Annotated in this window: 13 protein-coding genes; 12 read left to right on the top strand and 1 reads right to left on the bottom strand. The window is 67.5% G+C overall.

Going from position 1 to position 14894, the window contains the following annotated elements:
* Positions 1-151: 151 nt before the first annotated feature.
* The 4 genes from ACMX37_RS09045 (at position 152) to ACMX37_RS09030 (ending at position 4964) form a co-directional block, all read left to right on the top strand.
* Positions 152-1705 carry a DEAD/DEAH box helicase gene (locus tag ACMX37_RS09045; protein WP_483145611.1) on the top strand — a complete coding sequence of 518 codons (1554 nt, stop codon included), beginning with the start codon at positions 152-154 and terminating at the stop codon, positions 1703-1705.
* A gap of 105 nt (positions 1706-1810) precedes the next feature.
* A complete protein-coding gene (gene gorA / locus ACMX37_RS09040) occupies positions 1811-3163 on the top strand; it encodes a glutathione-disulfide reductase (protein ID WP_483145610.1) in 1353 nt (450 codons plus the stop codon).
* Between the two features lie 56 nt (positions 3164-3219).
* A complete protein-coding gene (locus ACMX37_RS09035) occupies positions 3220-4242 on the top strand; it encodes an NAD-dependent epimerase/dehydratase family protein (protein WP_483145609.1) in 1023 nt (340 codons plus the stop codon).
* Complete coding sequence (locus ACMX37_RS09030) at positions 4242-4964, top strand: SDR family oxidoreductase (RefSeq protein WP_483145608.1); 723 nt, start codon at positions 4242-4244, stop codon at positions 4962-4964. Before ACMX37_RS09035 ends, ACMX37_RS09030 begins: the two co-directional genes overlap by 1 nt.
* Here the strand turns inward: ACMX37_RS09030 and ACMX37_RS09025 are convergent.
* A complete protein-coding gene (locus tag ACMX37_RS09025; RefSeq protein ID WP_483145607.1) occupies positions 4961-6064 on the bottom strand; it encodes an NAD(P)/FAD-dependent oxidoreductase in 1104 nt (367 codons plus the stop codon). The genes ACMX37_RS09030 and ACMX37_RS09025 overlap by 4 nt on opposite strands.
* A gap of 99 nt (positions 6065-6163) precedes the next feature.
* Between ACMX37_RS09025 and ACMX37_RS09020 the strand changes: the two genes are divergently transcribed.
* The 8 genes from ACMX37_RS09020 (at position 6164) to ACMX37_RS08985 (ending at position 14884) form a co-directional block, all read left to right on the top strand.
* Positions 6164-7696 carry an acyl-CoA carboxylase subunit beta gene (locus ACMX37_RS09020; RefSeq protein ID WP_483145606.1) on the top strand — a complete coding sequence of 511 codons (1533 nt, stop codon included), beginning with the start codon at positions 6164-6166 and terminating at the stop codon, positions 7694-7696.
* A gap of 110 nt (positions 7697-7806) precedes the next feature.
* Positions 7807-8259 carry a methylmalonyl-CoA epimerase gene (mce, locus tag ACMX37_RS09015; RefSeq protein ID WP_483145605.1) on the top strand — a complete coding sequence of 151 codons (453 nt, stop codon included), beginning with the start codon at positions 7807-7809 and terminating at the stop codon, positions 8257-8259.
* A 115-nt stretch (positions 8260-8374) separates the two neighbouring features.
* On the top strand, positions 8375-9160 hold the full coding sequence (locus ACMX37_RS09010) for an enoyl-CoA hydratase-related protein (protein WP_483145604.1): 786 nt from the start codon (positions 8375-8377) through the stop codon (positions 9158-9160).
* 126 nt (positions 9161-9286) lie between these two features.
* A complete protein-coding gene (scpA, locus tag ACMX37_RS09005) occupies positions 9287-11440 on the top strand; it encodes a methylmalonyl-CoA mutase (RefSeq protein ID WP_483145603.1) in 2154 nt (717 codons plus the stop codon).
* 403 nt (positions 11441-11843) lie between these two features.
* Positions 11844-12854, top strand: a complete 1011-nt coding sequence (gene bioB / locus ACMX37_RS09000) for a biotin synthase BioB (protein ID WP_483145602.1) — start codon at positions 11844-11846, stop codon at positions 12852-12854.
* The gene (locus ACMX37_RS08995; RefSeq protein ID WP_483145601.1) at positions 12851-13684 is read left to right on the top strand and encodes an alpha/beta hydrolase; all 834 of its coding nucleotides are present in this window, start codon (positions 12851-12853) and stop codon (positions 13682-13684) included. Before bioB ends, ACMX37_RS08995 begins: the two co-directional genes overlap by 4 nt.
* 1 nt (position 13685) lies before the next feature.
* Positions 13686-14477, top strand: a complete 792-nt coding sequence (locus ACMX37_RS08990; RefSeq protein ID WP_483145600.1) for a heme-dependent oxidative N-demethylase family protein — start codon at positions 13686-13688, stop codon at positions 14475-14477.
* Complete coding sequence (locus ACMX37_RS08985) at positions 14474-14884, top strand: lysozyme inhibitor LprI family protein (protein ID WP_483145599.1); 411 nt, start codon at positions 14474-14476, stop codon at positions 14882-14884. The genes ACMX37_RS08990 and ACMX37_RS08985 overlap by 4 nt, the downstream gene beginning before the upstream one ends.
* Positions 14885-14894 lie beyond the last annotated feature (10 nt).

Genomic DNA, 14894 nt, shown 5'->3' with positions numbered 1-14894 from the left:
AGCCAGCGTGAAGCGGCGGAATTCTGAAAGCATCCGCCCCGGCCGCGCCTCGGTTTTTTCCAAGGACTTCCCTTTTCACGCGGGCGGTTTGAACCCCCGCGCCGCGCGCCCCGTTAGGGCTGCGCGCGTCGCACATATTGCGAGTATTCACATGACCACTTTCGCTGAACTCGGGCTGTCGCAGCCCGTGCTCCAGGCCCTCGACATGAAGGGCTATACCACTCCCACGCCGATCCAGGAGCAGGCCATCCCGGCCGTGCTCAAGGGCCGCGACCTGCTCGGCATCGCCCAGACCGGGACCGGCAAGACCGCCGCCTTCATGCTGCCGTCGATCGACCGTCTGCGCGAGGCCGACAAGCAGATCCCGTTCAAGTCCTGCCGCATGCTGGTGCTGGCCCCGACCCGCGAACTCGCGGTGCAGATCGCCGACAGTGCCAAGGATTACGGCGCGCTTGCCGGGCTCAAGGTGCAGGTGATCGTCGGCGGCACCTCGGTCGGCAAGGACCGGAACAAGCTCCACCGCGGCACCGACATCCTCGTGGCGACGCCGGGCCGCCTGCTCGACCTGATCGACCAGAAGGCCTTCAACCTCAACGGCATCGAGGTGCTGGTGCTCGACGAGGCCGACCAGATGCTCGATCTCGGCTTCATCCACGCCCTGCGCAAGATCCGCGAGCTCGCGCCGAAGGACCGCCAGACGCTGTTCTTCAGCGCCACCATGCCCAAGGCGATCAAGGAGCTGGTGGGCGGATACTGCAACAACCCCGTGCAGGTCTCGGTGACGCCCGAGAGCACCACGGCGGAGCGGATCGACCAGTATCTCTTCATGGTCCAGCAGGACGAAAAGACCGCGCTGCTCGAAATGATCCTCAAGCGCCGTCACGAGGTGCCCGGCGAATTCGAGCGCATCCTTATCTTCACCCGCACCAAGCACGGCGCGGACCGGGTGGTGAAGAAGCTCGCCCATGCCGGGATCGAGGCCAACGCGATCCACGGCAACAAGTCGCAGCCGCAGCGCCAGCGTGCGCTTGACGAGTTCAGGAAGGCCCGCGTGCCGATCCTGATCGCGACCGACGTTGCCGCGCGCGGGATCGACATCCCGGGCGTCAGCCACGTGATCAATTACGAGCTGCCCAACGTGCCGGAACAATATGTCCACCGCATCGGCCGCACCGCGCGCGCCGGGCGTGACGGGGTGGCGATCGCCTTCTGTGCCGAGGACGAGCGCGCCTATCTGAAGGACATCCGCAAGACGACGGGTGCCGAACTGGAGCGTCTGCCGCTCCCCGACAACTTCCGCGCGGTGGTGGAAGGCGAGGGGCCGGAAAAGCCGGCACCGCGCCAGCCGATGAAGCGCGTGCAGCCGCGCCCGCTCGGGCAGCGCAAGCCGCAGGGTGAGCGTCGCGAGGGCGAGAACAGGGGCGAGCGTCGCTCGCAGCAGGGCAAGCCGCAGGGCCGTCCGCAGCATGACCGCAGTGGCGGCGGTGGCGAGCGGCGCCATGCCGATGCCCCGCGCGGCGAACAGCGCCCGCAGGGTGATCGCCGCCAGCCCTCTGCCAAGGCCGGGCAGGGTGGCCGTCCGGGCGGCGGTGGCCGTCCGCAGGGGCAGGGCCATGGCGGCGGCGCAAACGGCGGGGGCGGCAATCGCCACCGCGGGCGTCGCGGCGGCGGTGGCGGCGGGCGTCCGCGTGCCGCACAGGGCTGATCGCCCTTTCAGGACTCTTGTCTGAAATGCGGCATTTCGGGCCCCGATGGTTGCCGCCATCGGGGCCTTCGCCCATATGCGCTTGCGACAAAGCGGGAGCAGGCGATGGCCGACGAATACGATTATGACCTCTTCACCATCGGCGCAGGATCGGGCGGGGTGCGCGCCAGCCGCGTTGCTGCCGCCCACGGCGCGCGCGTGGCTGTGGCCGAGGAATACCGCGTCGGCGGCACCTGCGTGATCCGCGGCTGCGTGCCCAAGAAGATGCTGGTCTACGGCGCGCACTTCGCCGAGGACCTCGTCGATGCCCAGCACTTCGGCTGGACGATCGAGGGCAAGCGTTTCGACTGGGCGGTCTTGCGCGACCATGTTCAGAAGGACGTGACGCGTCTCGAGGGGCTCTATGGCCAGACCCTCGGCAACCACAATGTCACGATCTACAACGAGCGCGCGACGATCACCGGCGACCATGAGATCACCCTGGCGAGCGGCAAGGTCGTGACCGCCAAATACATCCTCGTCGCCACCGGTGCGCGCCCGCACGTGCCGGAGTTTCCGGGCAACGAGCACGTCATCACCTCCAACGAAGCCTTCCACCTCGACGAACTGCCGCGCCGCATCCTGATCGCGGGCGGGGGCTATATCGCCAATGAATTCGCGGGCATCTTCAACGAATTCGGCTGCAAGGTGACGATCGCCAACCGCTCCGACACGATCCTGCGCAGCTACGATGCCGCGCTGCGCGACCGGCTGCTCCAGATCTCGATGGTGAAGGGCATCACCTTCCTGTTCCACGCCGAGTTCGAGAGCATCGAGAAGCAGGCCGACGGCACGCTGATGGTCAAGCTCACCGGGCAGGAGCCTTGCGAATATGACGCGGTGATGGTCGCGACGGGCCGCGTCCCCAATGTCGAGGGGCTGGGGCTGGAGACGGTCGGGGTCGAACTCGGCCGGAAGGGCGAGATCGTGGTCGACGCCTTCAGCCGCACCAATGTCGATTACATCTACGCCGTGGGCGACGTGACCGACCGGGTGCAGCTGACGCCCGTCGCGATCCGCGAGGGCCAGGCCTTTGCCGACTCTGTCTTCGGCCCGGGCGAGCCCTATGCGGTCGATCATTCCTGCGTGCCGAGCGCCGTCTTCAGCCACCCGCCCATCGCCGCGGTCGGCATGACCGAGAGCGAGGCGCGCAACACGCTCGGCAACGTCAAGGTCTACCAGTCGGACTTCCGCCCGATGAAGAACGTCGTGGCGGGCCGCAACGAGCGCAGCCTCTACAAGATGATCGTCGATGCGGCGAATGACCGGATCGTCGGCATCCACATGATCGGGCCGGATTCGCCCGAGATCATGCAGGCCGCCGCGATCGCGGTGAAGGTGGGCCTGACCAAGGCCGATTTCGACGCGACGGTGGCGATCCATCCGACCATGGCCGAGGAGCTGGTGCTCTTCAAATAGGTTGCAGGCCGAAACCCACCTGTTAGGCTGCGTTCGATCGAGGGGAGAGGGCGCGCATGGCAGGCACGGTTCTGGTGACGGGGGCGACCGGCTACATCGCCGGGGAGCTGATCCGGCAATTGCTGGCCAAGGGCTGGACAGTGCACGGTACGGTCCGCAATGTCGCCAAGAGCGAAGCGGGCTTGCGCGCGCGGCTCGGCAATCCTTCGGCGGATGCATTCAAACTGTTCGAAGCCGAACTCATGTCCGACGAGGGCTGGGCCGAGGCGGTGGCCGGCTGCACCCATGTCGCCCACGTCGCCTCGCCGATCCCCGCCCAGGCACCCCGCCACGAGAACGATCTGATCGTTCCCGCGCGAGAGGGCACGCTGAGGGCGCTGCGCTTTGCGCGCGATGCGGGCGTCACGCGCTTCGTCCAGACCTCCTCGACGGCGGCGGTGGTCTATGGTGTCGACCGCGGCACCTATACCTTCGACGAGAGCCACTGGACCGATGTCGACCACCCCGACGCCTATCCTTACGTCAAATCCAAGACCATCGCCGAGCGCGCCGCGCGCGACTGGGTGGCGGCAGAGGGCGGCGCGCTGGAATTCGTCTCGGTCAATCCCGGCATGGTGCTGGGGCCGGTCGACAGCGGGGACTTCTCGGCCTCGGTCGAGCTGGTGCAGCAATTGCTCTCGGGCGCGATGCCGATGGCGCCGAACCTCGGCTTCCCCATCGTCGACGTACGCGACATCGCCGCGCTTCACGTGCTGGCCCTGGGGACCCCGGGGCTGGCGGGCGAGCGGTTCCTGGGGGCGGGACCATTCCTCAGTGCGCTCGAGGTCGCAGGCGTGCTGCATGCGCGGCTCGGCGCGAAGGCGAGGAAGGCCCCGACCCGGCCCATGCCCGACTGGATGGTCAACATCCTCGCGCTGTTCAACGCCGAGATCCGCGGTATCAAGACCGAGATCGGCAAGGTCCGCAATGTCGATGCGAGCCACGCGCGGGAGCGGCTCGGCTGGACGATGCGCCCCGTCGAGGACACGATCGCGGACTGCGGCGAAAGCCTGATCGTACATGGAGTGGTGAAGGTCTGATGGATGTGAACGGCAAGAGCGTGCTGCTGACGGGCGGCAGCGCAGGCATCGGGCGCGAGCTTGCCCGCCAGCTGAAGGCGAAGGGTGCGAAGGTGCTGCTCACCGGACGCGATCCGGCGCGGCTGGCGGCGATGGAGGCGGAGGGTTTCGAGACCCTCGCCGCCGATCTGTCGAGCGCCGCGGGCGTCGACGGGCTGGTCGCGGCGCTCGGGGACCGCGTAATCGACATCCTCATCAACAATGCCGGGCTGGGCGTGCCGCATGATGTGAGAAATAAGCTGCCCGATCCGGACGCGGCCGACGGCTGCCTCTATGCCAACCTCTCCGCCCCCGTGCGGCTCATCACCGCGCTTCTCCCCCGTCTTCGCGCGCGCCCCGAGGCGGCGATCATCAACGTGACGAGCGGCCTCGCCATCGCGCCCAACACCGCAAGCTCGGTCTATTGCGCGAGCAAGGCGGGCTTGCGCAGCTACACCATGGCTTTGCGCGCGCAGCTGGCCGACGAGAACATTCACGTGATCGAGGCGCTCCCCCCGGTGGTCGACACCCAGATGACCGCCGACCGCAAGACCTCCAAGATGCCGCCCGAGGAATGTGCCCGCCAGATCATCGCCGCGCTCGAAAACGGGCAGGACGAGGCGAATGTCGGCATGGTGAAACTGCTGCGCGCGGTCTATTCGATCTCGCCCGCGCTGGCGCGCAGCGTGATGCGGCGGTTCTAGGCCCCGAACCGCGCCGGGGCGAAGGTCTCGAACGACAGTCCCGCCGCCGCGCAATCGGCTGGGAAGGGCTGACCAAGCGCCGCCGCCGCCGCGATCCGCGAGAGCGCGGGTGCGGTCTGGAACCCCGCGCCGCCTTGCCCGGCGCACCAGATGAACCCGGGCGCATCCGCCGCCTCGCCAATCACCGGCAACTCGTCCGGCGCGAAGCTCCTGAGACCCGCCCAGCTGTGGGCGATGCGGCGGATCGCGAGGGTCGTCGCCTGCTCCACGCGGTCGGCGGCGATGGCGATGTCGAGTTCCTCCGCCGCCGCGTCGCAGGGCTCGGACGGGGTCTGGTCCATCGACGATGCGAGCAGCGCGCCGCGCCCCTCGGGCAGCAGGTAGAAGCCCTCGCCGACGGTCTTGGTGAAGGGCCAGTGCCGCACGTCCTCCCCCTCGGGCGCGGCGAAGCTGATGACCGTGCGGCGGCGCGGTTCGAGACCGACGGGCGTGACGCCCGCCATGCGCGCGACCTCGTCCGCCCAGGCTCCTGCCGCGTTGACGAGAATGGCAGCGGCGAATTCGCCGGCGCTGCTTGCCACCCGCCATTCGGCCCCCTCGCGCGCGACAGCGGAAACCCGCGCCCCCGTGACCAGCGTCCCGCCTGCCGCCTTCAGCGCCGACGCATGGGCCTGCAGCATGGCATTGGTGTCGAGCTTCAGCGATCCATGATCGACCAACGCCGCCACGCAGGCCTCGGGCTTCAGGGCGGGCATCAGCGCGCGCGCTTCCTGCGGCCCGATCCGCGCGCAGTCGCAGCCGAAGTTGCGGTGAACCGCCTCCAGCGCATCGAGCGCGCCGATCTGTTCGCCGCCGGCGATATGCAGCGCAGGGTGCACCGTGCCATGCGCCGCCAGTTCGGCCATGCTGAGAGCGGTCAGCGTTCGTACCACCGTCTCGCCGAGCCCGTAATGCGCGAAAGCGACCGAGCGGCCCGAGGCATGGTAGCCCGGCGCGCTCTCGCCCTCCAGCACCACGACGCGGGCGTGCACCGCCATCCGCGCCGCCACCGAGAGTCCCGCGATCCCTCCGCCGACCACCACCACATCAGCCGTCTTCACCCGCGCACCTCCTGCCGACCGCCACTTTTGCCACGTTGACGCTTGGGACGCGCTAAGGCAACGCGTCAGCCCAAGAGACCTGACGAGAGAGGATCCCGCGTGTCCGCCAACATCGCCGAAATGGAACGTCGCCGCGAAGCCGCCCGGATGGGGGGCGGGGCCAAGCGCATCGCCGCGCAGCACGCCAAGGGCAAGCTGACCGCGCGCGAACGCCTCGACGTGCTGCTCGACGAGGGCAGCTTCGAGGAGGTCGATGCCTATGTCGAGCACGACTGCATCGACTTCGGCATGGAGACGCAGAAGATCCCCGGCGACGGGGTGGTGACCGGCAGCGGCACGATCAACGGGCGTCTGGTGTTCGTCTTCAGCCAGGACTTCACCGTCTTCGGCGGCTCGCTCTCCAAGCGCCATGCCGAGAAGATCTGCAAGATCATGGACATGGCGATGAAGGTGGGCGCGCCCGTGATCGGCCTCAACGATTCGGGCGGCGCGCGCATCCAGGAGGGCGTGGCTTCGCTGGGTGGATATGCCGAGGTGTTCCAGAGGAACGTGCTGGCCTCCGGCGTCGTCCCGCAGATCAGCCTCATCATGGGGCCGTGCGCGGGCGGGGCGGTCTATTCGCCCGCAATGACCGACTTCATCTTCATGGTGAAGGACTCGAGCTACATGTTTGTCACCGGCCCCGATGTGGTGAAGACCGTCACCAACGAGGTCGTGACGCAGGAGGAACTGGGCGGGGCGATCACCCACACCACCAAGACCTCGGTCGCCGACCTCGCCTACGAAAACGACATCGAGGCGCTGCTTGCGACCCGCCGCTTCTTCGACTTCCTGCCGCTCTCCAACCGCGAGGAAGGGCCGACGCTCCCCACCAACGACCCGTGGGATCGCTTCGAGAACAGCCTCGACACGCTGATTCCCGACAACGCCAACCAGCCTTACGACATGCACGAGGTGATCACCAAGGTGCTGGACGAGGGCGATTTCTTCGAAATCCAGCCGGCCCACGCGGGCAACATCATCTGCGGTTTCGGCCGGGTGGAGGGCCGCACCGTCGGCGTGGTGGCGAACCAGCCGATGGTGCTCGCCGGGGTGCTCGACATCAACTCCTCGAAGAAGGCCGCGCGTTTCGTGCGCTTCTGCGACGCCTTCGAGATCCCGATCATCACCTTCGTCGACGTCCCCGGCTTCCTCCCCGGCACCGCGCAGGAACTGGGCGGGATCATCAAGCACGGCGCGAAGCTGCTGTTCGCCTATGCCGAGGCGACCGTGCCCAAGATCACCGTCATCACCCGCAAGGCCTATGGCGGGGCCTATGACGTGATGGCCTCCAAGCACCTGCGCGGCGACCTCAACTACGCCTGGCCCACCGCGGAAATCGCGGTGATGGGCGCGAAGGGCGCGGTGGAGATCATCTTCCGCTCCGAGAAGGACGACCCCGCCAAGATCGCCGAGCGGACGAAGGAATACGAAGACCGCTTTGCCAACCCCTTCGTGGCGGCGCAGCGCGGCTATATCGACGAGGTGATCCACCCGCACTCGACCCGCCGCCGGATCGCGCTGGGGCTACGGAAGCTGCGGACGAAGCAGTTGGAGAACCCTTGGAAGAAGCATGACAATATTCCGTTGTGAGCATTTCCGTCGTTGCGAGCGCAGCGAAGCAATCCAGAGCGTTGCGCGAACAGCTCTGGATTGCCACGGCGGCTGCGCCGCCTCGCAATGACGATTGAGAGAGGAATGAAATGAAACTCGGCCGTCTCAACCACATCGGGGTCGCCACGCCCTCCATCGCGGACTCCATCGCCTTCTACCGCGACGTCATGGGCGCGACCAAGATCCACACGCCCTTCGATCTCGAGGAGCAGGGCGTGAAGGTCTGCTTCGTCGACACCCCCGGTGCGGACGGGGCGATGAACGGGACGCAGATCGAACTGATCGAGCCGCTGGGTGAAAACTCCACCCTTGCGGGATTCCTCGCCAAGAACCCCTTGGGCGGGCAGCATCACCTGTGCTTCGAAGTGCCCGACATCGCCGAGGCGCGCAGCGAGTTCGAGGCGCTCGGCAAGCGCATCCTCGGCCCCACCCGCATCGGCGCCCACGGCACCCCTATCTTTTTCGTCCATCCCAAGGACATGGGCGGCATGCTTACCGAGATCATGGAGACGCCCAAAGAGGGCACCCACTGGTCGAACTAAACCAGAGCCGTTCGGGCTGAGCTAGTCGAAGCCCCGCACTTCACTTTGATCGCCGCGCCCGAAGGAAGAACGGCCCTTCGACAGGCTCAGGGCGAACGGGGAGTTGAACAGAAGAATGTCCTACGAAACCATCCGCGTCACCCGCGAAGGCCCGCTGCTCACCATCACCCTGAACCGCCCGGAACGGCTCAATGCCATGCCGCCGCAGATGGCGGACGAGCTGGGCCAGGCGTTCTACGACCTCGGCGATGCGCGCGCGGTGCTGATCACCGGCGAGGGCAAGGGCTTCTGTTCGGGCGCGGACCTTTCGGCGCGCGGTTCGGGCTCGGCGCTGGGCGGCAAGGGCGGTAGCCACGAGGCGCTCATCAACCATTACAACCCCGCGATCAGCCAGCTGATCCGCGCGAGCGTGCCGGTGATCTGCGCGGTCAACGGCCCCGCGGCGGGCGTCGGGTGCTCGCTGGCCCTCGCTGCCGACTTCACCATCGCGGCCAAGAGCGCCTATTTCCTCCAGGCCTTCGTCAATATCGGCCTCGTGCCCGACGGCGGCTCGACCTGGCTGCTCACCCGCGCCATCGGCCGCGCCCGCGCGACGCGGATGATGATGCTGGGCGAGAAGATTTCGGGGCAGCAGGCCGAGGAGTGGGGCCTCGTCTACAAGTGCGTCGAGGATGCCGACCTGATGACCGAGGCCCGCGCGCTCGCCGAGAAGCTCGCCAACGGCCCGACCATCGCCTACGCCCAGATGAAGCGCAACATCGCCACCGCGCTCGACCAGAACCTCCAGATGGTGCTGCTCGCCGAGGCCGAGGGCCAGCGCATCGCGGGCGCGACCAAGGACGCGATGGAGGGCGGCATGGCCTTCCTCCAGAAGCGAAAGGCGGAATTCAAGGGGGAGTAATCCCTTCCCAAACCAACCCCGTTCGGGCTGAGCTTGTCGAAGCCCTGCACTTCCTCTTCCAGCTCTGAGCCGCAAAAGAAGGACAGCCCTTCGACAGGCTCAGGGCGAACGGATATGGTATCTGACATGACCGACAAACCCACGCTCGAAGACTGGAACGCCCTCGCCGCCAAGGAGGTGAAGGGCCGCGACCTCACCTGGCACACGCCCGAGGGCTTCGCGATCAAGCCGCTCTACACGGCTGAGGATCACGCCGGCTTCGACCCGGGCCTCCCCGGCTTCGCGCCCTTCACGCGCGGGGTGAAGGCCTCGATGTATGCGGGCCGCCCCTGGACGATCCGGCAATATGCGGGCTTCTCCACCGCCGAGGAGAGCAACGCCTTCTACCGCCGCAATCTGGCGATGGGGCAGAAGGGCCTTTCCGTGGCCTTCGACCTCGCCACCCACCGCGGCTACGATTCCGATCACCCGCGCGTCGTCGGCGATGTCGGCAAGGCGGGGGTGGCGATCGACACGGTCGCGGACATGGAGATCCTGTTCGACCAGATCCCGCTCGATTCCATGAGCGTCAGCATGACGATGAACGGCGCGGTGATCCCGGTGCTGGCCTTCTTCATAGTCGCGGCGGAGCGTCAGGGCGTGTCGCAGGAGAAGCTCGACGGGACCATCCAGAACGACATCCTCAAGGAGTTCATGGTCCGCAACACCTATATCTACCCGCCCGAGCCCTCGATGCGGATCATCTCCGACATCATTGCATACACCTCGGCCAACATGCCGAAGTTCAACAGCATTTCGATCTCCGGCTACCACATGCACGAGGCCGGGGCGACGGCGGTGCAGGAGCTCGCCTTCACCATCGCCGACGGCAAGGAATATGCCCAGCGCGCGATGGCCGCGGGGCTGGATATCGACGCTTTCGCGGGCCGCCTGTCGTTCTTCTTCGGCATCGGCATGAACTTCTTCATGGAGATCGCCAAGCTGCGCGCCGCGCGCACCCTGTGGTGGCGGGTGATGGACGGGCTGGGGGCGAAGGACGAGCGCTCCAAGATGCTGCGCACTCACTGCCAGACGAGCGGCGTGAGCTTGCAGGAGCAGGACCCCTACAACAACGTCATCCGCACCACGGTCGAGGCGATGGCGGCGGTGCTGGGCGGCACCCAGTCGCTCCACACCAATGCGCTGGATGAAGCGATCGCGCTCCCCACCGATTTCAGCGCCCGCATCGCCCGCAATACCCAGCTGGTGTTGCAGGAAGAGAGCGGGATCACGAGCGTCGTCGATCCGCTCGGCGGCTCGCACTATATCGAGGCGCTGACCTCCACCCTTATCGACGAGGCGTGGAAGCTGATCGAGCAGGTCGATGCGGCGGGCGGCATGACCGCCTTCGTCGCCACCGGCGCGCCCAAGGCTGCGATCGAGCGCGCCGCTGCCGAAAAGCAGACCAAGGTCGACAAGGGCGAGACGGTGATCGTCGGCGTGAACAAGTACCGCAAGGAAAGCGAAGACGCGCTCGAGACGCTCGAGGTGGACAACCAGAAGGTCCGCGCCGGCCAGATCGCGCGGATCGAACGGGTGCGCGCCGGCCGCGACGAGGCGCGGTGCCGCGCGGCGCTGGCGGCGCTGACCGAAGGCTGCAAGTCGGGCGCGAACCTGCTGGCGCTCGCCGTGGAAGCCGCGCGCCACGATGCGACGCTGGGTGAGATTTCCTCGGCGATGGAGGAGGTGTTCGGCCGCCACGATGCGACCCCCGCGCCCGTCACCGGCGTCTACAAGAGCGCCTACGAATTCGACCGCCGCTGGGCGCAGGTGGTGGACGGGGTCGAAGCCGTGGGTCGCCGCCTCGGTCGCAAGCCCCGCATCATGATCGCCAAGATGGGCCAGGACGGCCACGACCGCGGCGCCAACGTGATCGCGTCTGCGTTCGGCGACATGGGCTTCGAGGTGATCTCCGGGCCGCTGTTCCAGACCCCGCAGGAGAGCGCCGCGATGGCGCTCGAACACGATGTCGACGTGGTCGGCGCGTCGAGCCTCGCCGCTGGACACAAGACCCTGATCCCCGAATTGATCCGCCTCCTGCGCGGTGCCGGTCGCGGCGACATCAAGGTCACCGCCGGCGGCGTCATCCCCCCGCAGGACTACGACTTCCTGCGCGAGGCAGGGGTGCAGGGGATCTATGGTCCCGGCTCGAACGTGGTGGAATGCGCGGCGGACATTCTGGTGCTGCTCGGCCACAACATGCCTCCGCTGGATGGCGGACTGGACGAGGCGGCGGAGTAGGGTTTCCCCCTAGTCCGTTCGCCCTGAGCTTGTCGAAGGGCTGCTTTTCTTCTTCTCCGACAGCGCCGAAAAAAGAACGGGGCTTCGACAAGCTCAGCACGAACGGTTATTGGGTTGCTCCGGATTGCAGCGTCGCCTGCGGCTCCTCGCAATGACGAAGGAGGGCGAGTGAGTTTCAACGGTAAGCCCGCCTGACAAACCCGCAAAAGGCGGGATGCGCCCTCTATGTTCTATTTGGTGGCTTCATTTCGCTCACCGCCATGGGGGGCGCGGCGCTCGGGGATTGTGTCCCCGACGGCGATTGCATCAGCGAAGCGGGCCGCGCGATTTTGTTCTATGGCGTGCCGCTGGCAGTGCTTATGGGCGGTGCACTCATGATCCGCCACTTCATGCGAGACAAATCTTGACCCACCCCCGCACCGACTGGACCCGCACCGAAATCGCAGGCCTCTTCGACCTGCCCTTCACCGAGCTGCTGTTCCAGGCCGCCACTGTCCACCGCGACCATCACCCTGCCACCGAAGTCCAGCTGTGCACCCTGCTCAGCATCAAGACCGGCGGATGTCCGGAGGATTGCGGCTATTGCTCGCAGTCGGTGCACGCGGACTCCGGCGTGGAAGCCACCAAGCTGATGGACGTGCAGGCCGTGCTCCAGCGCGCGGCGCAGGCAAAGGATGCGGGCTCGCAGCGCTTCTGCATGGGCGCGGCGTGGCGCAATCCCAAGGACCGCGACATGCCCGCGATTGTCGCAATCGTGAAGGGCGTGCGCGCCATGGGCCTCGAGACCTGCATGACGCTCGGGATGCTCGAGCCGCATCAGGCCGCAATGCTCGCCGAGGCGGGGCTCGACTACTACAACCACAATATCGACAGCTCGCCCGAATACTACGAGCGGGTGATCAGCACGCGCGACTTCCAGTGCCGCCTCGATACGCTGGATCACGTGCGCAAGGCCGGGATCAACGTGTGCAGCGGGGGGATCGTCGGCATGGGCGAGACGCGCGAGGACCGGGTGGGCTTCGTCCACACCCTCGCCACCCTGCCGCAGCACCCGGAGAGCGTGCCGGTCAATGCGCTGGTGCCGGTCAAGGGCACGGTGCTGGGCAACATGCTGGCCGACACGCCGCTTGCGAAGATCGACGATATCGAGTTCGTCCGCACCGTCGCGGTCGCCCGCATCACCATGCCGCGCTCGATGGTGCGGCTCTCGGCCGGGCGCGAGTCCATGTCGGAAGCCACGCAGGCGCTCTGCTTCCTCGCCGGTGCCAATTCGATCTTCACCGGCGACAAGCTGCTGACCGCGCCCAACGCGGGTGACGACAAGGACGGCGCATTGTTCGCCAAGCTGGGCCTCACCGCGCTCAAGGGCGAGGAACCGGCGCGGGCATGCAAGAGCGCGGTGCCGGCTGAGTGATCGGGCTGCTGGCAGCGGCGGCACTGGCAGCGGCTCCTGCGCCAGAGCCGCAGCCACTCGCCATCGGCGAAACCGTGAAGCTCGAAGCTCTCGGAGCCGCGCGCGAGGTCAATATCGTTCTGCCGATCGGCTACGCGGAGGAGCCGGAGCGGCGCTGGCCCGTGGTCTACCTGCTCGATGGCGGACTGACGCAGGACCTGCTGATGGGGGCAGGTTTGCAACGGTGGAACACGATCTGGGGCCGCAGCGAGGATGCGATCCTCATCGGCATCGAGACAAAGGACCGCCAGCGCGAGCTGCTCCCCGCGACGAAGGACCCCGCCGAGACCAGGCGTTGGCCCAGCGCGGGCGAGAGCGCCGCCTTCCGCGCGTGGCTCGCGCAGACCGTCAGGCCGATGATCGAGGCGCGCTATCGCACCGATGGCCGCGCCGTCCTCGCCGGCGAGAGCGCGGCGGGGCATTTCGTGGTCGAGACATGGGCGCAAGCCCCCGCGCTTTTCACCGGCTACGCGGCGATCTCGCCCAGCCTGCAGTGGGACTTCGAGGCCCTGAGCCGCCGACCGCTGGGCGCGGGCCAGCGCCCCCCGCTCTACGTCAGCCTTGCCGACGAGGGCGGGGCGACCGAGACAGGGATGATGCGGATGCTCGACAGCCTGCCGCCCTCGCAGCCCTACTGCTTCTCGGACCGCCGCAAGGAGCTGCGCCACGCTACCGCGCTCCACGGCCTTCTACCCGAGGCGCTGCAATATCTGCTGCCGACCGGGGTCGATTACCTCGAGGAATACGGCATGGTCCTGCGGTGCGAGAAGCGCGGAGAGGAGGGGGGCTAGGATGACCCTCGGCTTTTCCGTCGATACTTTGCTCCCCAAGGCGCGCGGCGGCGGGCAGTTGCGCATGGGGCTGGTGAAGCTGGAGGAGCGCGAATGGCTCCAGCCCCGGCCCGATCTGGCGGCGCGCGCGGCGGGCTTTGCCGATTGGCCGCAAGGGGTGCAGCTTACCCCCGAGGTGGGCGCACCGGGCCGCGAGCTTGCCGCCATGGTCGGCGTCGAGGGCGCGCTCCCCGAGGCGGCGCTGGCGGTGCACGAGGACCTGTGCCTGCTCACGCGGGCCGAGGGCGAGGAGGTCTATCGCCTTATCGGTGCGGCGGTGGCATGGCCCTCGGACTGGCACCCTGCCGAGAAGATCGGCCTGCCCCTGCGCGCGCTACACGCGCCGATTGCAGGCTACGAGGAACAGCTCGCGAGCGGTGTCGACCGCTTCATGGAGACCCTGCGCCCGGGCCCGATCTATGGCCGCTGCAACTGGTTCATTGCCGCCACGCCAGAACGCCGCTGGCTCCCTGACCGGCCCCCGCAGGAAGCCTTCGCCCATGTCACGCCGGAAAACGCGGGCGAGACCCTGTTCGTGCGCTCGGAACGCCAGACCCTGCGCCGCCTGCCGCAGACGGGCGCGATCCTGTTCACCATCGGCATCTATGTCGAACCGCTCGGCGGCCTTGCGCCCGCCAATATCGCCATGCTCGGCAAGGCGGTGCAGACCCTTGTAAGCGGCGAGGGTGACCGCAGGGGCGCGCCCGCCTATGCTGCCAGCCTGATCGCCTACGCCGAAAGGAACGCCGCATGATCGCCACGCTGATCCTTCCGCTGCTCGCCCAGTCCGCGCAGCCGCCCGTGCCCGAATGGAATTGCGCCGACCCGCAGGTGCAGGCCGAGATGAACTGGTGCGCCGGGCAGGACTACGAGGCCGCCGATGCCGCGCTCAACGCCCAGTGGGCGATCACCGCCGAAGTGATGAAGAAGCGCGATGCAGAGTGGGCCGAACTCGGCTCGTCCGACAGGCGCCCGGGCTTCTTCAGGAGCCTGCTCGACGGCCAGCGCGGCTGGCTGCGCTACCGCGACGCGCATTGCCGGCTGGACGGCTACACGGCGCGCATGGGGAGCCTCGAGCCCTTCCTCGCCGCGACCTGCAAGACGCGCCTCACCCGGCTTCGCACGGCCGAGCTGAAGGAACTGGTCGAGGTGCCGGGCTGAGAGCGCAAAT

The organism is Porphyrobacter sp. THAI-01a (assembly GCF_056868655.1).
Note: the sequence above shows the minus strand (reverse complement) of the source record. Positions and strands in the feature narration are given on the sequence as shown.